The sequence below is a fragment of the Methylophilus sp. genome (assembly GCF_052437885.1).
GTDB lineage: Bacteria > Pseudomonadota > Gammaproteobacteria > Burkholderiales > Methylophilaceae > Methylophilus.
Genome location: NZ_JBQVPB010000006.1, coordinates 35,949 through 56,429, shown reverse-complemented (window position 1 = coordinate 56,429; position 20,481 = coordinate 35,949). Strand labels below are relative to the sequence as shown.

The following is a 20,481-nucleotide window of genomic DNA, read 5'->3' as shown; positions in this document are numbered from 1 at the left end:
CATGTTATAATCCGAACACTTTTTAACTCAACAATTCTAAAACATGTCACAAAAAGTCGCTTTAATCACCGGCATCACTGGCCAAGATGGTGCCTATCTAGCCGAGCTTCTGCTCACCAAAGGCTATATCGTGCATGGAATAAAGCGCAGAGCTTCCTTATTCAATACGGATAGGATAGATCATCTGTATCAAGACCCGCATATCGATAATCAAAATTTCATTCTGCACTATGGTGATTTGACTGACTCGACTAATCTGATCAGAATCATCCAGCAAGTTCAGCCAGACGAGATCTACAACCTGGCAGCAATGAGCCACGTGGCCGTCAGCTTTGAGACCCCGGAATATACCGCGAACGCCGATGGCATCGGCACTTTGCGTATCCTTGAGGCGATACGCATACTGGGCTTGGAAAAGAAAACACGTTTTTACCAGGCATCCACCTCCGAACTCTACGGTCTGGTGCAAGAAACACCGCAAAAAGAAACAACGCCCTTCTATCCTCGCAGCCCATATGCTGTAGCCAAAATGTATGCTTACTGGATCACGGTCAACTACCGTGAGGCTTACGGCATATACGCCTGTAATGGCATTCTGTTTAACCACGAAAGCCCCATACGCGGCGAGACATTTGTCACCCGCAAGATCACGCGGGCTTTAGCGCGCATTAAACTCGGCCTGCAAGAGTGCTTGTATCTCGGCAATCTGGACTCGTTACGCGACTGGGGGCATGCCAAAGATTATGTAGAAATGCAATGGCTGATGTTGCAGCAAGAACAGGCAGAAGACTTTGTGATCGCCACCGGCAAACAGTACAGCGTACGTGACTTTGTGAATGCCGCCGCCAAGGAGTTAGATATCACCGTCACCTGGCGTGGCAATGGGGTCGAAGAACAAGGCTACTGGAACGATAAATGTATCGTACAAGTTGACCCACGCTACTTCCGCCCTACTGAGGTCGACACCTTGCTGGGCGACCCGACAAAAGCGAAAGAAAAACTGGGCTGGGTGCCTAAAACCAGCTTTGAAGAGTTGGTATCTGAAATGGTGCGCGAAGATTATAAATCTGCCAAGCGCGACGAATTGATCAAACAGCATGGTTATCACGCCATGGACTATCACGAGTAAGCCATGGATAAGAACGCAAAAATCTATGTGGCGGGTCATAGGGGCCTGGTTGGGTCTGCCATTGTGAAAGCTTTGCTAGCGCAAGGCTATACAAATCTGCTGACCAGAACTCATGCCGAATTGGATTTGACCTCGCAATCAGCCGTCGGTGATTTTTTTGCTTCAGAAAAACCTGAATATGTATTTCTGGCTGCCGCCAAAGTGGGTGGTATTCATGCTAACAACACTTACCCTGCCGAATTTATATATGAAAATTTGTCCATTCAGACAAATGTGATTCATCAGTCTTATATTAATGGTGTTAAACGGCTGCTATTTTTGGGCTCCAGCTGCATATACCCTAAATTTGCACCTCAGCCGATGAAGGAAGAGCACCTGCTAACTGGGGCCCTTGAACCTACAAACAGGCCCTATGCGCTGGCAAAAATTGCTGGAATAGAAATGTGCTGGAGCTATAACCGGCAATATGGCACCCAGTATTTAGCCGCGATGCCCACCAATCTGTATGGCCCAGGTGATAATTACCACCCTGAAAACAGCCATGTTATTCCTGCACTGATCAGGAAATTTCATGAAGCCAAAGCAAGCAACCTGCCAGAAGTCACTGTTTGGGGCACAGGCACACCAAAACGCGAATTCTTGTATAACCAAGATATGGCAGATGCATGTGTATTTTTAATGCAATTGGACAACAGCCGATTCCAAAAACTACTTGGAAGTGATGAGTCAGTTTCAGGGAAGTTCGAGCCACCACTAGTGAATGTTGGATATGGGAGTGACATAACAATCAAAACGCTTGCTGAAACTGTCCAGAAAGTAATTGGCTATCAAGGTAATATTCAATTTGATACATCCAAGCCAGACGGCACCCCTCGCAAACTGATGGACTCTAGTATCCTGCATCAAGCTGGCTGGCAGCCAAAGGTAGCGATTGAAGCCGGGTTAGAAACTGCCTATCAGGATTTTTTAAACCACATATAATGACTTGATATTGACTGTTCGAAAAGCTCAGTTACAGGATTACGATATGTCACATTTCACATTATTTAATTTACCTACTTTCTCAGATGCGCGTGGTTCACTTACCGTCTTAGAAAAGTCCCTGCCATTTCCAGTTGTCCGCACTTATTGGATTTATGGAGCTGATGGCCAAACACGAGGCGGCCATAGACATACCAGCACCAGGCAGGCGCTCATTGCATTGCACGGCAGCATTGCAATTTACATGAATGATGGCATTTCAGAAGAAACCATTACTCTCAACACACCTGCACAATGCCTGCTGGTTGAACCAAAAGATTGGCACACAATGACATTTGGAGAGGGTAGCGTATTGTTTGTCATGGCCTCTCATAGTTATGACAGAAGCGAATATATTGATACGCCTTACGAGCTCTCAAACAAATGATTGAATACGAAAGCCTTGCCAATTCCAATCAGCAATTCATGCATGAGTTGGAAGCCGCCGCCACTAATGTCATCCGTTCAGGCTGGTATGTTTTAGGTCACGAGGTAACCGAGTTTGAAAAAGAGTTTGCAATGTGGGTGGGCTCTCGCCACTGCATTGGTGTGGCCAATGGTTTGGACGCATTAATCTTATCGTTAGAAGCATTGATGCTTCCCAAAAATAGTGAAATATTGGTTGCTTCAAACACTTATATCGCCACGATCCTGGCCATTATCCGTGCAGGATATAAGCCTGTTTTAGTAGAACCTGATCCAGAGACCTTTAATATCGATCCGCTGAGAATTAAATCAGCGTTGACGACAGCTACACGTGCTATTTGCGTTACGCATTTGTTTGGTAAAGCCTGCCGCATGGATGAAATATGCGCTATTGCTAATGAATACGACTTGAAACTCATAGAAGACTGTGCCCAGTCACATGGTGCCAAACTCGCCAACCGCATGACAGGCACATTTGGCGATGCTGGCTGCTTCAGCTTCTACCCTACCAAAAACCTTGGCGCGATTGGAGATGGAGGCGCAGTGGTCACAGATAACGACGAAATCGCTGACCACCTTCGCCACCTTCGTAATTACGGATCAAAGCAAAAATACGTCAATAAATATATCGGCCTAAATTCCAGACTGGATGAAATACAGGCCGCGCTTCTGAGAGTAAAACTGAAACAGCTTGATGCCATGACTGAACACAAACGCAGTTTGGCGGAAGTTTATTTTAAGAACCTACCAGATTGCTTATCCCTGCCTCGTCAAAAAGAAGACGAATATGATGTGTTTCATATTTTTGGCGTGCGTGTTGAAGAAAGAGATAGATTAAAGTCCTGGTTGCTTGAACAAGGTGTTAAGACAGAAATTCACTACCCTATTCCACCGCATAAACAAGAGGCCATGCAAGGGATCTTGCATGGGGAATATCCAATTGCCGACAAACTACATGCAACTGAATTAAGCCTTCCGATCTCAGCTGGGCATACTGTCAAAGATATTGAGCTAGTTGCTGACATTATTCAGCAGTTTAAATAGACTTGATACTTACTTAATAATATCCCCAAAATAACTATAACCTTCCGAAGAACTTGATTTGACCGCGGATAAAAAACGGCTACTCCACTTCCTGAAGAACAATCCAGGCATACACAAATATTTATCAAATATTTCATGGATGCTGAGCGAGCAAATTTTACGTTTAATTTCCGGCCTGTTTGTTGGCATTTGGGTTGCGCGCTTTCTTGGGCCCGAGCAATTTGGCATATTCAATTATGTGCTCGCATTTGTTGCCGTTTTTAGCAGCGTTGCAAAATTAGGTCTGGATAGTATAGTCGTTCGAAATTTAGTTAACGAGCCTGATAGAAGAGATGCGTACTTAGGAACGGCATTTTGGTTGAAAATATCCGGGGCCCTTAGCACTCTTTTTTTTATCGCTTTCGCTACTTGGCTTACTAACGATAACAATACAACGAATCTATACATTCTGATCATTGCCAGTGGCATGATTTTTCAGTCATTCGAAGTGATTGATTTTTACTTTCAATCCAAAGTCATGTCTAAATTTGTTTCACTGTGTAAAGTCACACAGCTTTTCATTTCATCCTTGCTAAAAATTTACTTTGTCCTAATAGGGGCTGATCTTTTTTGGTTCGTAGTTGTTAGTCTGATTGACCAGGTAACGCTTGCCGTTACACTTTACTATGCTTACCGATATCAAAAAATTGGAAACTTCTACCGTAGTTTTAACTGGAGTATTGCAAAGTCGCTATTGAAAGATAGCTGGCCTTTGATTCTTAGTGGTTTCGTGCTAATGATCCAGGCGCGTGTAGATCAATTAATGATTAAAGATCTGCTAGGGAATACAGAACTAGGCTATTACAGCTCTGCACTACGTTTAGTAGAGGTATTTAGTTTTATTCCTGTGATATTAACAACATCACTGTTTCCTGCAATTGTGAATGCAAAGCGAATTTCCGCCACATTATACGAAAGCAGAATGTATAACTTGTATCGATTGATGATGTTTTTATTTCTAATCATCGCCATTCCAATAAGTATTTTTGGCAATCAAATCATCACCTTCATGTACAAAGACGCTTATGCACCAGCCGGTGCACTATTATCAATCATGGTGATGAGATTATTTTTTACTAACTTTGGTGTTGTCAGAGGGGCCTACTTAATGACCGAAAATCTAATGTCCTATTCGTTAGTGACCATGACCATAGGCACCATAGTGAATGTCATACTTAACTACTACTGGATACCAAGTTTTCATTCTATCGGTGCGATTTGGGCATCACTTGTATCATTTCTGGTCACTACCTTCTTAATAGATGTTTATTACAGTAAAACTAGAAGCAATTTTAAGGTGATGATTAGAAGTTTGTTGTTAATAGACTTTTCACGGAATAAACAATGATAAAAACTTTAAAACGCAACAAAATCATTCGGAATGCTTATGCTCTGTTTTTTTTATTCACGTCCGATTTTAAATTCTCACATTTTAAAAATATCTTTTGGTATGCAAGCCACCTTTGCCGATTAAAAAAAATACCTAATGAAAACTTCGCCGAGTTCAAGCTTGCGCCATGCATAAACGATAAAACATCTTTCACGCCACTTGAACCAGTCTACTTTTTTCAAGACACTTGGGCAGCACGCAAAATATTTGAGCTAAAACCGAATAATCATCACGACATTGGCAGCTCTGCCAAAACGATAGGTATTTTGTCGCAATTTACGCCGATTACGATGATAGATATACGCCCATTACCATTAGAGCTTCCCAATCTGAAGTTCATTAAGGGATCTATTCTAGAGTTACCTTTCAATGACGACTCAATTGAGACAATGTCCAGCCTCTGTGTGGTAGAACATATTGGCTTGGGACGATATGGTGACCCGATAGATGCCTTTGGTAGTGAGAAAGCTGTGTCAGAGCTTAAAAGAGTGATGAAACCCAACGGTATTATTCTATTCAGTGTACCTGTAGATGTGGTCAATACCGTTTACTTCAATGCTCACAGAGCATTCACGAGAGATTATATTTTAAGCCTCTTTGATGGTTTCGAACTGCTAGAGGAAAGATATCAATATGGTTATGAGCTCATCGAAACATACGATAAGAACCGCGGGTTTGGCACTGGATTATTCATGTTGAGAAAGCTCCCCAAGTAGTCAGGGGCAGCTTGATATCATTAAATTAAAGATGGATTCAAAATGATTTTTTTTTTCGGTGATGGCCGTTTGGGCAACCAGCTTTTTCAATATGTTTTTATACGCTCCATGTGCCATCCGTCACATACTGTGATTTCTTATAACTTTGAAGATATTTCAGCTTTATTTGATTCAGTTTCGAATGTCATCAATATTAGAAACAAATATCTGAGATATGCATTAAGAAAATTTCTTCTACCAATCATGCATGGGCTGGCAAGCTTAAGACTCATCTCCAGTTTTAAAGTAAATACATACAATGAACATGGCTTTACTGTTCCGGATACCACATTTACCAAAACAACAGGTTTATTTCCTGTCGTATATGTCTATCCATGTTTTGCGCAATCGGAAACCTTTTTTAGCGATGTCGAGGCCAATCGGTTAACAATCAAAAAAACCTTTTTAGATAAAGCAGAGCAGTTCCTGGCTGCCATCCCAGAAAAACACACAAAAGTTTTTCTTCATATTCGCAGAACCGATTACATGACCTTTGAAGTACTAGGTAAGCCTGGGGTCGACTTGCCGCTGTCATACTATCAAAATGCCATTCGTCATTATGAAGAAACCATTAGCGATCCTTTTTTTGTTTTCTTAACCGATGATGCTCAATATGTTAATAATGCCTTTCAAGACATGCCTAATAAAGTAGTATCCAATAACTCTATGTTTGTAGATTACGCCATCATTACTTTATGTGAATACGGTGTGATGTCGAATAGCTCTTTTTGCTGGTGGGCCGCTTATATGATGAAAAATAGAAAGCACGTTTTTGCACCAAAGTATTGGTTAGGTTGGAAAAGTCAGGCTGAATACCATAAAGGGACTACACCTAGTTTTGCTGAAATTGTTGAGGTTAACGAATGAAAAATAACATTTTAAAAACAGTGCTTTACATCTATAGACTGTTATTCTCCAACAAATTCTTCTTTAAATTCAATAAGCTTATTTATACCCTGAGCTTGCGAGGGATGGGCATTTTAAACTTTGAGTCTGACAAAATAAGTGGGGAAGATCATTTTATTAAAGAGTACCTATCAAAAGTCGACGACTGTATTATTTTTGATGTCGGGGCAAATGTTGGAAACTACTCGAAAATCTTGCGCAGTTACAACTTAAAAGCCAGAATTTACGCTTTTGAACCACATCCAGTGACTTTTCAAAGGTTAAAAGAGAACACAGGCTCTCTCAATATTCAAACGAACAATGTAGCAGTTGGTGCATTAGCTGGCTCCTTAAAGCTCTACGATTACGCTAATGAGGATGGCTCTTCACATGCATCCCTTTACAAGGCTGTTATCGAGGAAATTCATAAAGCAAAGTCAACTGAATATAACATTGACGTCATTACACTGGATGACTTCTGCCATCAGGCTGGTATTGATAAGATTGACTTACTAAAAATTGACACAGAAGGTCACGAATTAGAGGTTTTAAAAGGTTGTGAACGCCTTCTTAAAGTTGGAAAAGTTGATTTAATCCACTTTGAATTCAATGAAATGAACGTTGCCAGCCGCGTGTTCTTTAAAGACTTCTGGGATTTTTTGCCTAATTATGATTTTTATAGAATGCTGCCAAATGGGCTTGTCCATATAGATAATTACAACCCTGTATCTTGTGAGATATTTGCGTATCAAAACATAGTTGCCCGGTTAAAGAAAAACAACAATAACTAAGCCGTCACAATAATGAAAAACAAATACTCCCCTATCGTTTTGTTTGTTTACAATCGAATTCAGCATACAACTAAGACAATTGAAGCCCTCAGAAGTAATGATTTAGCTTCTGAAAGTGATTTATTCATTTTTTCAGATGCGCCTAAGGCGGCATCTGAAAATGAAGCCGTGCATACTGTACGAGAGTATGTCTATAAAGTTGACGGTTTTAAATCTGTTACCGTCATAGAGAGGCCAGTAAATCTCGGATTAGCAAACTCTATTATTGATGGCGTCACCTCAATTGTGAATAAGCATGGTCGTGTAATCGTAATGGAAGATGACTTGGTAACAAGCCCTCTTTTTATCAAATATATGAACGGCGCACTTTCATTTTATGAGTCAAATAAGAAAGTAGCCAGCATTCATGGTTACGTCTACCCTATTGAAGGCTTACCCGAGACTTTCTTTTTACGCGGTGCTGACTGTTGGGGATGGGCAACATGGTCTGATAGATGGAAAGTGTTTGAGCCAGACGGTAAAAAACTACTGGCGAGTCTAACCTCACAAGGCCTGATCAAACGCTTCGATCTGAATGGGGCGTATGCATTTTCTACTATGCTCAAAGGTCAAATCAAAGGGTTAAATAATTCCTGGGCTATTCGCTGGCATGCGTCAACATTTCTAAATAGCCAATACACGCTTTACCCTGGAAAATCATTGGTAGAAAATATTGGAAATGACGGCTCAGGCACTCACTGTGCGAGCACAAATATATTTTCCACCACATTATCTAATACTGAAATAAGAAGCCTTCCCACAGCAGTAAAAGAAGATGAATTCGTATTAGAGTTAATAGAGTCGTATTTCAGAAGTCAAAAGCTGACAGCAAATATATTCATAAAATTATTCACCTTATTGAAAAGAAAGATAAAGTCGTGACTCCAAGAGAGATATTAAAGCTCTTATGCCCGCCAGTTGTGAGAAAAGCTTTCAATTCAATTCGTAATAATCGAATCAAGTTTTCTGGTGACTATTCTTCATGGAAAGAGGCAGAGAACCATTCTAGTGGATACGACACAACGCTTATTCTACAAAAAGTACAAGAGTCTGCCCAAATGGTCACCTCGGGTGTAGCAGTTTATGAACGTGACTCAGTCTGCTTCTATGAGGAAGCTTACCGTTGGCCACTTCTTTCTTGTTTACTGATGATTGCCAATAAGTGTGGAAATCAGTTGAGCGTCATTGATTTTGGTGGGTCTTTAGGTAGCCTTTATTTTCAACACAAACGCCTGCTGTCATATATCAACACGCTAAGTTGGACTGTTGTCGAACAACCACATTTTGTTGAGACTGGTAAGAAGCAATTTGAAGATCACAGCTTGAAATTCCAATACACCTTGGAAGAGGCTTTTAATAATGCCGATAGTGGCACAGTGCTCGTACTATCTAGCGTTTTACAGTACATTGAAAATCCGTTCGCATTACTCAAAAAAACTTCAGAGATGGGCTTCAAATATATCTTAATAGACAGAACCCCGTTCATCAATGCAAAAAAAGACCGCATCACTGTACAATCTGTACCAGCCCCCATCTATTCAGCCAGTTACCCCGCATGGTTTTTTTCCTCAATCCGATTTGAACATTTAATGCGTGACTTGGGATATCAAACTGTTTGCAGTTTCGGTTGTGATGATGATGTTGGTATTGGAGAATTTAAAGGATTTTTGTTTGAAAGAAATTAAGAAGAAACTTCGGGAATACTATGCAGCAGTATCTTTCTTTCCCGGGATATTAGGTTTATTTTTAAACCCATTCTACTTTGCCCGTAAAGGCTTGGCATCGCATATCTCTGAGATTGCCAACAATATTACGGGGCTGACTCTTGATGTAGGTTGCGGCACTAAGCCTTATCAGAAGTTATTCGCATCGACTACTTACTGGGGACTAGAGATTGACACGCCTGAGAGTCGAAAAAGCAAACATGCCGATTATTTTTATGATGGGAAGGTGTTTCCTTTTGAGGATAGTAAATTTGACTCTATTGTTGCAAACCAAGTTTTTGAGCACGTATTTAATCCGAAAGACTTTCTAAATGAGTCATACAGAATATTAAAGCCAGAAGGAAAAATACTCATGACAGTGCCATTTGTATGGGACGAACACGAGCAACCTTATGACTTTGCAAGATACTCATCATTTGGGCTGAAAGCCTTACTGGAAAAACATGGCTTTGAAATAATTGAACAACGCAAATCAATAAGTGACATTCGCGTAATCTTTCAATTAATAAACGCCTACATTTTCAAAGTCACCTGTACTAAAAATAAATGGTTAAATTTGGTGTTGACCATATTACTAATGGCCCCCTTTAATATTATCGGAGAGCTCATAGGGCTCATTACACCCAACAATCCTGATTTATATTTGGATAATATCCTTTTAGCTAAAAAATCAGCACTTACCAATGCATAATTTCTGCACATTATTCGACTCTAACTATTTGCCACGCGCATTGGTTATGTATGACTCATTAGTAGCATCTGGCGAGACATTTACACTGTATGTTGTTTGTTTTGATGACTTGGCTTATAACATTCTTAATGCGCTCAAGTTAAATAACGTGGTTGCAACTCGTCTTGCCGATTTTGAGACGAAAGCATTGCTAGCTGTAAAAAGTGACCGTTCAAGGGCAGAATATTGCTGGACGTGTACACCACACGTTATCCGTTATTTTCTTGATCGCTATCAACTCAAACAACTGACATACATAGACGCAGACTTATCTTTCTACGATAAGCCCTCGATTTTATTGGATGAGCTTGAGCAAGCAAATGGGTCAGTATTAATTACAGAGCATCGTTATACTCCGATATATGATTACTCAAAAACATCAGGCATTTACTGTGTGCAGTTTATGACATTCAATGCCGATCAGAACGGCCTAAATGCTCTTCAATGGTGGCAAGACAGGTGTTTGGAATGGTGTTATGCACGGTATGAAGATGGAAAGTTTGGTGATCAAAAATACTTGGATGATTGGCCAGAGCGATTTGAAGGGGTGCATGTATTGACGCAGCTGGGAGGTGGAGTAGCGCCTTGGAACGTTCAACAATATAAACTAAGTAAACATGACGACAGGATATTTATAGATCAGGACCCTTTAGTTTTTTATCACTATCATGGTTATAAATATTATCAAGACGGGGTTCACAACTATATATCGGGATACAAGCTAAGTACTGAGGCCCGCCAATACCTATATCAACCTTATTCTAAAGCGTTATTAGAAGCGTATGAGGTCATCAGAAAAGTTTACCCTGAGTTTAATCAAGGCTGGGCAATACAGGATAAATCTTGGCGAGCAAGATTAAAATCTTACAAAAATGCTTTACTAGGTGTAGCGAATGAGTACAGAGTCGCGTAATTCATATCCAGCATTAGCTATTCAAACGGCCTTGAACTCATGCGTATGAGACTTGCTAATATTTTTATATAAACAAAGACAATATCTACATAACTTATGCAAATCAGCGTTATCACTGCGACCTATAATGCAGGTAAAAATCTTCCATTTTTAATCACAAGCTTACAAGCTCAAACAAACAACAATTTTGAATGGGTGATTGCTGATGGTGGGTCTACTGATAACACATTAGAGATTCAAAACAATGTAGAAGAACTAAACATCACAATCAGTTCGCAAGCTGACTTTGGAATATATGATGGACTAAACAGAGCTATCAAGTTATCAAAAGGCGAGTATTACGTTGTAATAGGCTCCGATGACCTATTCGAGCCAACAGCCATTGAAACATTCTCGAAAGCAATAGATGGCCTGAGTACCGTGATTACATGCCCGATTTTAATTGGCAATAAAGTGTATAAGCGCTCATCCCTGCCCAGTTTCCTAGCTGGCGCCAGAGCAAAGATATGTGGTCACTCAATAGCCACACTCTTTAAGAAGAGTCTCCATGAGAAATATGGCTATTACACTAAAAAATATCCCATTGCCGCGGACTACGACTTCACGATGAAATTGGTGACGAATAATGAAAATATTAAATTCTGTGACTCGCCGGTAGGTAGATTTGGAACAAATGGAGTTTCTGCGGTAGATTATGTAGGATCTGCATCTGAGGTCATGAGAGTGATGATTGCAAATGGATACTCTGCCCCAATTCAAGTAGCAATATTTGTACTCAGGTTAATTTATTCTGCGTTCAAAGCACAGAAATAATAGCTATGATTATTAGCGTGACTGGCGCATCCGGCTTTATTGGCAAGAAACTAATGAACCAGCACCTTAAGCTGGGAAATCAGGTATCGTACCTGACAAGAACGGTTAGTACCCCGCCTGCTAATGCAAAAGCAATTGTAGCTGATTTAAACTCGCCTATTGATCAACTCATACCACTGCTTTCCTTCTCAAAAACGCTTTATCATTGTGCTGGCGAACTTCAAAATGAATCACTCATGCATAGCACACATGTGCTCGGCACCATTAATCTATTAAACGCGGTTGCATTGGCGCACACGACCAACAAAGAAATTTTTCACTGGATACAGTTAAGTAGTTGTGGTGCTTACGGTCAACCCAGCACACATTCTTCAATTGCACGCTTTGTTGATGAACTTACGCCAGACAATCCCTATGGTGAGTATGAGTGTACGAAAACAGAAGCCGATAACCTGATCATCGACTTTGCTAAAAACCATGATTGGTTCAAATATACGATTATCAGACCGACAAATGTATTTGGTGTTGGCATGCGAAGCACTGCCATAAAGCGTATTGCGAAATTGATTAAGAGCAAGCTTTTTTTCTACGTTGGAAATAAAAATGCTGAAGCAAACTTTGTGCATGTAGATGACGTTGTTGAGGCTATGATGTTATCAGCGAACCAACCCCAAGCGTATAACCAAACATTTATTGTCTCAAACGATTGTAAATTCAGTGACATGGTAGATGCTCTTGCATCAGCATTGCGTATCAGAAAACCCAGTTGGGTGGTAAATGAATTCATATTGCGGCAGCTTGTGCGCTTATGCGGAATCTTTATCAAACTCCCCATCACCAACACACAAATTGATGTGATGATGAGGCAAACCCACTATCGCAATGCAAAACTAGTCAATGTTTTAAACTGGGCTCCGTCAAACTCTGCACCAACACAATTAAAACAATATATCAGCGATACTTTTGATGTCTGAGCATACGCACACGAAACAACATATTTGCTTCATTCTGACGGCTGAAATTGCCGTTAAAGCTTTTTTGGTGAACCACTTAAAAGCACTGTCAGTGACTTACCAGCTTACGGTGTTAACAAATACAAGCAACAATCTTTTTTTATCCGACTTAGGCGTTGAGGCTACTTTAATTAATATTCCTTTTGCACGCGATATCTCTTTGATAGCAGACTTTAAGTGCCTCTTTAAACTAATCAAACTTTTCCTAAGCAAAAAGTTTGATGCAGTACACACAGTGACACCCAAAGCCGGACTACTTGGCATGCTAGCGGGTACGATCGTGGGAACCCCCTCAAGAATACATACATTTACTGGCCAGGTATGGGCTAATAAAACTGGTGCAAAGCGTAGCCTCCTGAAGGGCTTTGACTGGCTGATAGGCGCACTTAGCACACATGCAATCGTAGATAGCCCATCCCAATTGGCATTTTTGGTGCAAGAGCGAGTATTAAATCAACGTAAAGCATATGTATTTGGTAAGGGATCAATCAGTGGTGTTGATCTTGAAAGATTTAAACCTGATACGGCAAAAAGATCAGAAATAAGAAACAAATTAGATATCGCTAATGACCAAACTTTGCTTTTGTTTTTAGGGAGATTAACCCCGGACAAAGGGGTGATAGATTTAGCCAAAGTCTTTTTAAATGCAAAGTTCAGCGAATGCTCGCTCTTATTTGTTGGCCCAGATGAAGCAAACATCAAAACAATTATCACGGGCTTAAGCAATTTCAATAGTGCAACCATTCAATTTATTGATTATACAAATCAACCGCAGGATTTTATGGCCGCGTGCGATGTGCTTTGTTTACCAAGTTATAGAGAGGGATTTGGCAGCGTTATTATTGAGGCAGCAGCCAGTGGTGCTCCAGCGGTCGCTTCCCGTATTTACGGGGTCACGGATGCAGTCGTCGAAAATGTCACAGGTTTACTTCATGAATTGGGTAATTTAGTCGAAATCCAAAACCAACTCGCGAAAATGGTCTATGACCCAGCATTAAGAAAAACCTTAGCTGAAAACGCTTATCAGCGCGCAACACGTGATTTTGATAGCAGGCTCATTACACAGGCGTGGTTTGATTTTTATAAAAATGTAATCTTTCATCATGACTAAACGTATTTTTGACATTATTTTTGCTTTATTTGCGTGCGTGACATTGGTTCCGCTCATTGGTTTAACAGCAATCCTCGTCAAGCTTACATCCAAAGGCCCTGCGCTATATTGGAGTCAACGCGTGGGCAAAAACAATCAATTATTCAGCATGCCAAAATTTCGCTCCATGCGTATAGGCACCCCACAAATCGCCACGCACTTGATGAATCAGCAGGCTAACCCTGATGGATTTTTGACGCCAGTCGGAAGCTTTATACGCAGGACCAGCCTGGATGAACTGCCGCAGTTATGGAGTGTGCTGAAAGGTGACATGTCGATTGTGGGGCCACGCCCTGCCTTGTTTAATCAGGATGATCTGATTAATTTGCGCACCGAAAAAGGCGTGCATGTATTAAAACCGGGCATTACTGGTTGGGCGCAAATCAATGGTCGTGACGAGATCCCTATTCCTAGCAAGGTCGAGTTAGACACTTATTATCTCGAGCATCAATCACGGTGGCTGGATTTAAAAATCATAATAATGACGATAGTCAAAGTATTAAGACGTGATAACATCACTCATTAATCGCTCTTAACAAACGTTTAAATGCTAAAACTTCCTGTTCGTTTTTTATCTGGGCTCGCCTATCTGCATGATGCGTTGGCACTGACGTTTGCATGGTGGATAGCATTTTTATTTCGCTTTAATTTTGAGGTACCCGGTGAGTTTAAAGGTTACGCTTTAGAGAGCCTGGCTGCTGTTCTTATTTTTTATAGCATTTGTTTTAATACATTCGGCCTCTACCGTGGTCTGTGGCGCTTTGCCAGCCTGCCAGATTTGAAGCGTATCGTACGTGCAATCGCTTTTGGTGCCCTGCTCACTGCCAGTTTTGCTTTGATTGCGCATCCTGCTGTCATTATTCCAAGGTCAGTGCTGTTTATACACCCGATGTTGCTGGTGATCATGATGGGTGGCAGTCGTTTTCTTTATCGCTCGTGGAAAGAAAGACGTTTATTTAACACTGTTGCCACGCAAGGTAAGCCTGTGATTGTGATCGGGGTGGAAGACAGTTCGCTTAATCTGATCAAGGAGTTGAGCAAGAGCCCGGAATGGCGCGTGGTGGCGATGATAGACCCTAATGGCAAGCTGGTGGGGCGTGAGATCATGCATACCAAGGTCGAAGGCGGCTTGCAGGATATCCCGCAGATCGCAGCTAAACATGCTTCCCTGCATTGCATGATCGCGATGCCGGGCAGCCGCCATGAGAAACGCCGGCTGGCCGTAGAAGCGGCGCGCCAGGTCGAGGGCATGGAAGTCTTGACCTTGCCGGCCATGTCAGACCTGATCAGCGGCCGCGTCAGTTTGTCGCAGATACGCAAGATCGATGTCGAAGACCTGCTGGGTCGCGATGTGGTGCAGCTGGATACGCATGGCCTGAGCAGCATGCTGGCGAACAAAGTGGTGCTGGTATCCGGCGCTGCCGGTTCCATAGGCTCGGAGCTGTGTCGCCAGATCTTAAGCTTTCATCCCTCACAGCTGGTCTGCCTGGATATTTCCGAGTACTCGCTGTATACGCTGCAACAGGAATTCAGCCAGCTGTGTACAGACACCGAGCTGGTATACGTGGTTGGGGATGTTAAAAACCGTGTGCGTATCCAGCGCATTTTGCAGAACCATCAGCCGGATGTGGTGCTGCATGCCGGGGCCTATAAGCATGTGCCCATGATGGAACATTTCAATGTGGTAGAAGCATTACAGAATAACGCCTACGGCACTTACCAGATCGCTGCGGCCTGTCAGGCAGCGCGGGTACCTACCTTTGTGCTGGTCTCTACCGACAAAGCCGTCAACCCGACTAATGTCATGGGTGCCAGCAAACGCCTGGCCGAGCTGATTTGCCAGGGATTACAGCATAGAGAAAAATCCGTTACCCGCTTTATTACGGTGCGTTTTGGCAATGTGCTGGGCAGTAGCGGCAGCGTCATCCCCAAATTCCGCGAGCAAATCGCGCACGGTGGGCCTATCACCATCACTCACCCTGAGATCACACGTTATTTCATGTCTATCCCCGAGGCGGCACAGTTGGTATTGCAAGCCGCGACTATGGGCAATGGTGGCGAAGTATTCGTGCTGGATATGGGCACGCCGGTCAAGATCATAGACCTGGCCCGCGACATGATCAAGTTATCTGGTTTGCAGGAACAGGACGTCAGGATAGAGTTCACCGGCCTGCGTCCCGGCGAAAAACTTTATGAAGAACTGCTGGCCGACGATGAGAATACACTGCCGACCAGCCACGAAAAGCTGCGTATCGCGCAGGCCCGCAGCGCTGACAGTACCTGGTTAGCCAACGTGATGGAATGGTTGACCAATAGCCCGCACCTGGCTGAAGCACAGCTCAAGCAGGATTTGCAGCGCTGGGTTGAAGAATACCAGCCTGATAGCCGCCCGGCCCCTAGCATTTCGCTGCGTGGCGATACCTTGTCGCTGGACAGCCTGCCCTCGCCTTCGCAGCAGATACACTGATTCATTTTAATTGCCTGAAGCAGCCTGGCCCGGCCTTGGTACCTACATGCTAATCAGGGCAGGTCAACGTTTAATTGCTTGCAAGCGCACAGATCTCACGGCATGCCAGCTGAAAGCATTTAGCCACGCCTTACGCTGTTTCGCCGCCTATCACTAGCAAGCATCACTGGCTATCCATCAGCCCTGCCATATTCTTTTATTTACGCATTAAACGTAGTCTATGGTTTGATGTCGTTTACAATGTAGCCCCCGACCAACCACCACCACACCAACAGCCTTTATGCCTCATATTACGCTTGACAATGCTAGCCTAGCATTCGGTCATCATGCCTTGCTTGCCCAGGCTTCATTTCAGCTGGATCCGGGCGAACGGGTAGGCTTGATCGGACGCAATGGCGCAGGTAAATCCAGCTTGCTGAAAGCCATCGCCGGCACCATCAAACTCGATGAGGGTACCGTCTGGCGTGCACCTAGCGTGCGCGTGGTCTATGTGCCACAAGAACCTGAACTGGATGATACGCACACGGTGTTTGAAGCGGTGGCAGAAGGCCTGGGCAGCCTGCAGCAAACCATCATAGACTATCACCAGGTCACCCATGACATGGGCATGCCGGATGCGAATATCGAAGCATTGATGGAGAAGATGCAGGCACTACAGCATGAAATGGATGCGCAAAATGGATGGGTAGCGCAATCACGCGTGGAAACCGTACTCAGCCGCCTGAAGCTGGAGGCAGATGTATTGGTCTCCACCCTCTCCGGTGGCTGGCGCAAGCGCGTAGCGCTGGGGCGTGCGCTGGTTGCTGAGCCGGAAGTATTATTACTCGATGAGCCGACCAACCACCTGGACCTGGAAGCCATCGAATGGCTGGAAGACCTGTTACTGGGGTTTAATGGCAGCGTGTTGTTTATTACCCATGACCGCCGTTTCCTGGACAAACTGGCCACCCGCATCACCGAACTGGACCGTGGCAATCTGACCGACTTTGTAGGCAATTTTTCTCAATATCAGATCAAAAAAGAAGAGCTGCTGGCCGTCGAAGAGACCCATGCTGCCAAATTCGACAAATTCCTGGCTCAAGAAGAAGTCTGGATACGCCAGGGCATCAAGGCACGCCGTACCCGCAACGAGGGCCGCGTGCGTAGACTGGAAGCGCTACGCCTGGACCGTGCCGCCAGGCGCGAGCGTCAGGGCGATGTCAAACTCAACCTGGATGCCGGCGAGCGTAGTGGCAAGCTGGTGGCAGAGCTGGATAAAGTCTATAAATCATATGGCGACAAGACCTTGATCAAAGGCTTTAGCACCCGTATCTTGCGCGGTGACAAGATAGGCTTGCTCGGCCCCAACGGCATAGGCAAATCCACCTTGCTGAAACTTATATTAGGCGATATTGAAGCAGACAGCGGTGATATCCAGCGTGGCACAAAAGTTAATGTCGCTTACTTTGACCAGATGCGCGAACAGCTGGATGAAGAAGCTACGCTGGCCGACACCATCAGCCCGGGTTCAGACTTTGTCGAGATCGGCAATGAGCGCAAACATGTGATCAGCTATCTGGAAGACTTCCTGTTTCCGCCACAGCGCTCACGCTCACCGGTCAAATCACTCTCCGGCGGCGAACGCAACCGTTTACTGCTGGCGCGCCTGTTTGCGCGCCCGGCCAACGTGCTGGTACTCGACGAGCCTACCAATGACCTGGATATTGATACGCTGGAACTACTGGAAAACCTGCTACAGGATTACACAGGCACCCTGTTCTTGGTCAGTCATGACCGCGCCTTCTTAGAAAACACCGTCACCCAAGTGATCGCTTTCGAAGGGCAAGGCAAATTAACCGAATTCGGTGGTGGCTATGATGACTGGTTAAGATTCAGCCAGGATAGAAGCAGCAAAGCCACACCCGCGCCCAAAGCAGCTGCCGCGCCAGCATCTCAGCCAGCTGCGACCACCAGCCGAAAAACGCTGAGTTATAAGGAGCAGCGTGAACTGGAGACATTGCCGGCAGAGATAGAACTGCTGGAGCAAGAACAAGCGGCGATACAGACGCAATTTGCGCAAGGCGATATTTATAAATCGGCGCCAGCCCAGGCAAAAACCTTGCAGGACAGACTCAGCGAAATTGAAACGCTGATCTTGCAGAAACTGGAACGCTGGGAAACACTCGAAAAGCAGCAGTAAGCCGCAAAGAATCGGGGTTACTCGTGGCCCCGCTTATTGAGCACCAGCAACCCGCATTAAAAAAGCCGAATCAGATGGATTCGGCTTTTTTATTCAATACGCAATCGCTGTGCAGAAGGGCTTATACAGAGAAGCTGGCGCGTGAGCTATTGCCACCGCGTGACTGGCCATTTTTGCCATACATTTGTGTGCTATTGCTGGTATTACCCTGCAATACATCCAGTTTTTCCTGGTTGCGCTGAAAATGCTTGTTGATCAGTACGCCGTTCAGGCGGTTAAGCTCTTTGGCTTGTGCCAATTGCTTCTGGAATTTGACCCAGGCATCATCCATCAGCGGGCTGGAACGCAGCTCCAGCCATTTGGACATGCCATTTTCATTCGCCTCGAAGCCTGCAGCTGCCAGCGCGGCATAGCGCACATTAGCGGCTTCGCCCAGGGCTTGTAACAGCTCTACCCGCTTGTCTACCATCTGTTCTATGGTATCCAGGTCAGCAGAGACCAATGCCGTTTGCTCGTGATGCAAATCCTGAATCAACTCGGCCACCAGCGTGGCATCGGCTTCAAAACTAATGGCCGGAACTGAAGTGCGATTTGCATTACTCATAAGGTCATCCTTTATTAGGTTGTATCAGATCTTTTACGGTTTGCAGCAAACCATCCGCCACTTTGGCAGTGTCTACAGAAAAATCACCACGTGCGATCGCCGCTTTGATCTCTTCCACCTTATTGGTGTCAAAGACTTCACCGTTAGCCAGACCGGCTTCCAGTGACTGCAACTGTACCGAAGCCGCTGACAAAGTCACATTATCTGACGATGCGTTGCCCGATGCGCCAGCCGTTTTTTCACTGCTTTTGCTGTTGCTGCTCTTATCCAGTACCGGTTTATCAACGGTACCAAGTTTCTTGATGGAGTCTGAAATATTCATGCCGAACCTCTGTCTCTGTTTGTCTGGATGTAAGGGTCTCTAAACCCTCAATTGTTAACAGTACTAACGACATAGTTTAAGCGAACTTTAGTGCTTAATAAACTTTTTATCTCAAGTTTATGATCAATAAGCATTTTTTGGCTTTGAAACGATCTAAAAACGCACATCGACTTTTCCAGAAGCCTGCGCCACACCTTTGATCACCTGGCCACTGCTGACTTTCACATCCACCACCTGGCCGACATTCGCTGTTTGCATGGCGGTGCCATCTGCCGAGATGACAAATCCATCACCACGGCTGTTTAACTGCACCATCTGCCCCTGCATGATCACCGGCATCGCTTTCAGCAGCTCTGGTCTCAATACAGTGCCCAATGGCATATTCAATGAAGCTTTCTTGCCTTCCAGCATAGACAGGTCAGTGATGACACCTGCCGGCAATTTGCTCAGGTCGCCGGTCTGCATGACGATATCTGAAGCCTGCAACGGTGAACCCTGGCTGACTGGCAAGCCGGTCACGGCGAATTCGCCCCATACCTGCACGTCGGCCTGTACATATAAAGTCCATGGCTTGCCGGTTGATTGCAGACAGCGCACACCGATATGGGTTTTGCCCCACAGGCGTGCACCCTGTACGGTGAACGCTTCCATCAGGTCACATTCCGCAATGCGGATACGGTTATCCAGCGGCTGGATCTCAATATTCACTTTACCCGGATAACCCTGGGTCTGGCCTTGCACATACTGCATCACCGTCTGGTATACACGCGACTGCATATCGCTGGCGGACTGGGCCACCACGCGCTGGTTAGTCGCAACTGCATTGTTAGGCAGGCGCTCACCAGCCTGCACATGACTGGCAAACAGCCAGATCAGGCCAGGGATCACTGCAGCAAAAATGATAGGCAGACGAGGTTTCATGGAGACACATTCTACCCATCACCGGCGTAAGTCATTCATGAAATAGAGGCTATTTCCCCCTCTTGATTCAAGAATCATTATTGCCTTCGCCGCGTACACTAAGCACAGCTGGTAAAAGTCATGTGTG

21 protein-coding genes are annotated in these 20,481 nt (G+C 44.2%); 18 read left to right on the top strand and 3 right to left on the bottom strand.

The window, feature by feature from the left end; genetic code table 11:
- The first annotated feature begins 43 nt into the window (after positions 1-43).
- The 18 genes from gmd (at position 44) to ACT6RZ_RS07980 (ending at position 18,507) form a co-directional block, all read left to right on the top strand.
- Positions 44-1,129 carry a GDP-mannose 4,6-dehydratase gene (gene gmd / locus ACT6RZ_RS08065; protein ID WP_444701609.1) on the top strand — a complete coding sequence of 362 codons (1,086 nt, stop codon included), beginning with the start codon at positions 44-46 and terminating at the stop codon, positions 1,127-1,129.
- 3 nt (positions 1,130-1,132) lie between these two features.
- Positions 1,133-2,110 (top strand): GDP-L-fucose synthase family protein, encoded by a 978-nt coding sequence (locus ACT6RZ_RS08060; protein WP_444701608.1) that lies wholly within the window; start codon positions 1,133-1,135, stop codon positions 2,108-2,110.
- Positions 2,111-2,156: 46 nt separating this feature from the next.
- Complete coding sequence (locus ACT6RZ_RS08055) at positions 2,157-2,537, top strand: sugar 3,4-ketoisomerase (RefSeq protein WP_444701607.1); 381 nt, start codon at positions 2,157-2,159, stop codon at positions 2,535-2,537.
- Positions 2,534-3,619, top strand: coding sequence for a DegT/DnrJ/EryC1/StrS family aminotransferase (locus tag ACT6RZ_RS08050; protein ID WP_444701606.1), 1,086 nt, complete (start codon positions 2,534-2,536; stop codon positions 3,617-3,619). The genes ACT6RZ_RS08055 and ACT6RZ_RS08050 overlap by 4 nt, the downstream gene beginning before the upstream one ends.
- 58 nt (positions 3,620-3,677) lie before the next feature.
- Positions 3,678-5,006, top strand: coding sequence for a flippase (locus ACT6RZ_RS08045; protein WP_444701605.1), 1,329 nt, complete (start codon positions 3,678-3,680; stop codon positions 5,004-5,006).
- Complete coding sequence (locus ACT6RZ_RS08040) at positions 5,003-5,764, top strand: DUF268 domain-containing protein (RefSeq protein WP_444701604.1); 762 nt, start codon at positions 5,003-5,005, stop codon at positions 5,762-5,764. Before ACT6RZ_RS08045 ends, ACT6RZ_RS08040 begins: the two co-directional genes overlap by 4 nt.
- 42 nt (positions 5,765-5,806) lie before the next feature.
- Positions 5,807-6,670, top strand: coding sequence for an alpha-1,2-fucosyltransferase (locus ACT6RZ_RS08035; protein ID WP_444701603.1), 864 nt, complete (start codon positions 5,807-5,809; stop codon positions 6,668-6,670).
- On the top strand, positions 6,667-7,479 hold the full coding sequence (locus ACT6RZ_RS08030) for an FkbM family methyltransferase (RefSeq protein ID WP_444701602.1): 813 nt from the start codon (positions 6,667-6,669) through the stop codon (positions 7,477-7,479). Before ACT6RZ_RS08035 ends, ACT6RZ_RS08030 begins: the two co-directional genes overlap by 4 nt.
- Before the next feature lie 12 nt (positions 7,480-7,491).
- On the top strand, positions 7,492-8,400 hold the full coding sequence (locus tag ACT6RZ_RS08025; protein ID WP_444701601.1) for a glycosyltransferase family 2 protein: 909 nt from the start codon (positions 7,492-7,494) through the stop codon (positions 8,398-8,400).
- Positions 8,397-9,203, top strand: coding sequence for a methyltransferase, TIGR04325 family (locus ACT6RZ_RS08020; protein WP_444701600.1), 807 nt, complete (start codon positions 8,397-8,399; stop codon positions 9,201-9,203). Before ACT6RZ_RS08025 ends, ACT6RZ_RS08020 begins: the two co-directional genes overlap by 4 nt.
- Complete coding sequence (locus ACT6RZ_RS08015; RefSeq protein ID WP_444701599.1) at positions 9,190-9,933, top strand: class I SAM-dependent methyltransferase; 744 nt, start codon at positions 9,190-9,192, stop codon at positions 9,931-9,933. Before ACT6RZ_RS08020 ends, ACT6RZ_RS08015 begins: the two co-directional genes overlap by 14 nt.
- 46 nt (positions 9,934-9,979) lie before the next feature.
- Positions 9,980-10,885: a glycosyl transferase gene (locus ACT6RZ_RS08010; RefSeq protein WP_444701598.1), complete on the top strand. Its 906-nt coding sequence runs from the start codon at positions 9,980-9,982 to the stop codon at positions 10,883-10,885.
- Positions 10,886-10,981: 96 nt separating this feature from the next.
- On the top strand, positions 10,982-11,698 hold the full coding sequence (locus tag ACT6RZ_RS08005) for a glycosyltransferase (protein WP_444701597.1): 717 nt from the start codon (positions 10,982-10,984) through the stop codon (positions 11,696-11,698).
- A gap of 5 nt (positions 11,699-11,703) precedes the next feature.
- Positions 11,704-12,672, top strand: coding sequence for an NAD-dependent epimerase/dehydratase family protein (locus tag ACT6RZ_RS08000; RefSeq protein WP_444701596.1), 969 nt, complete (start codon positions 11,704-11,706; stop codon positions 12,670-12,672).
- On the top strand, positions 12,665-13,822 hold the full coding sequence (locus ACT6RZ_RS07995; protein WP_444701595.1) for a glycosyltransferase: 1,158 nt from the start codon (positions 12,665-12,667) through the stop codon (positions 13,820-13,822). Before ACT6RZ_RS08000 ends, ACT6RZ_RS07995 begins: the two co-directional genes overlap by 8 nt.
- Entirely contained in the window at positions 13,815-14,387 is a 573-nt protein-coding gene (locus ACT6RZ_RS07990; protein WP_444701594.1) for a sugar transferase, read from the top strand. Before ACT6RZ_RS07995 ends, ACT6RZ_RS07990 begins: the two co-directional genes overlap by 8 nt.
- Positions 14,388-14,408: 21 nt before the next feature.
- Complete coding sequence (locus ACT6RZ_RS07985) at positions 14,409-16,328, top strand: polysaccharide biosynthesis protein (protein WP_444701593.1); 1,920 nt, start codon at positions 14,409-14,411, stop codon at positions 16,326-16,328.
- 280 nt (positions 16,329-16,608) lie between these two features.
- Positions 16,609-18,507 carry an ATP-binding cassette domain-containing protein gene (locus ACT6RZ_RS07980; RefSeq protein ID WP_444701592.1) on the top strand — a complete coding sequence of 633 codons (1,899 nt, stop codon included), beginning with the start codon at positions 16,609-16,611 and terminating at the stop codon, positions 18,505-18,507.
- A 121-nt stretch (positions 18,508-18,628) separates the two neighbouring features.
- Here ACT6RZ_RS07980 and ACT6RZ_RS07975 read toward each other — a convergent pair whose 3' ends face one another.
- From ACT6RZ_RS07975 to flgA, 3 genes are all read right to left on the bottom strand, one after another.
- Complete coding sequence (locus ACT6RZ_RS07975) at positions 18,629-19,111, bottom strand: flagella synthesis protein FlgN (RefSeq protein ID WP_444701591.1); 483 nt, start codon at positions 19,109-19,111, stop codon at positions 18,629-18,631.
- A gap of 4 nt (positions 19,112-19,115) precedes the next feature.
- A complete protein-coding gene (flgM, locus tag ACT6RZ_RS07970) occupies positions 19,116-19,433 on the bottom strand; it encodes a flagellar biosynthesis anti-sigma factor FlgM (protein WP_444701590.1) in 318 nt (105 codons plus the stop codon).
- 153 nt (positions 19,434-19,586) lie between these two features.
- Positions 19,587-20,354, bottom strand: coding sequence for a flagellar basal body P-ring formation chaperone FlgA (gene flgA / locus ACT6RZ_RS07965; RefSeq protein WP_444701589.1), 768 nt, complete (start codon positions 20,352-20,354; stop codon positions 19,587-19,589).
- Between the last annotated feature and the right edge of the window lie 127 nt (positions 20,355-20,481).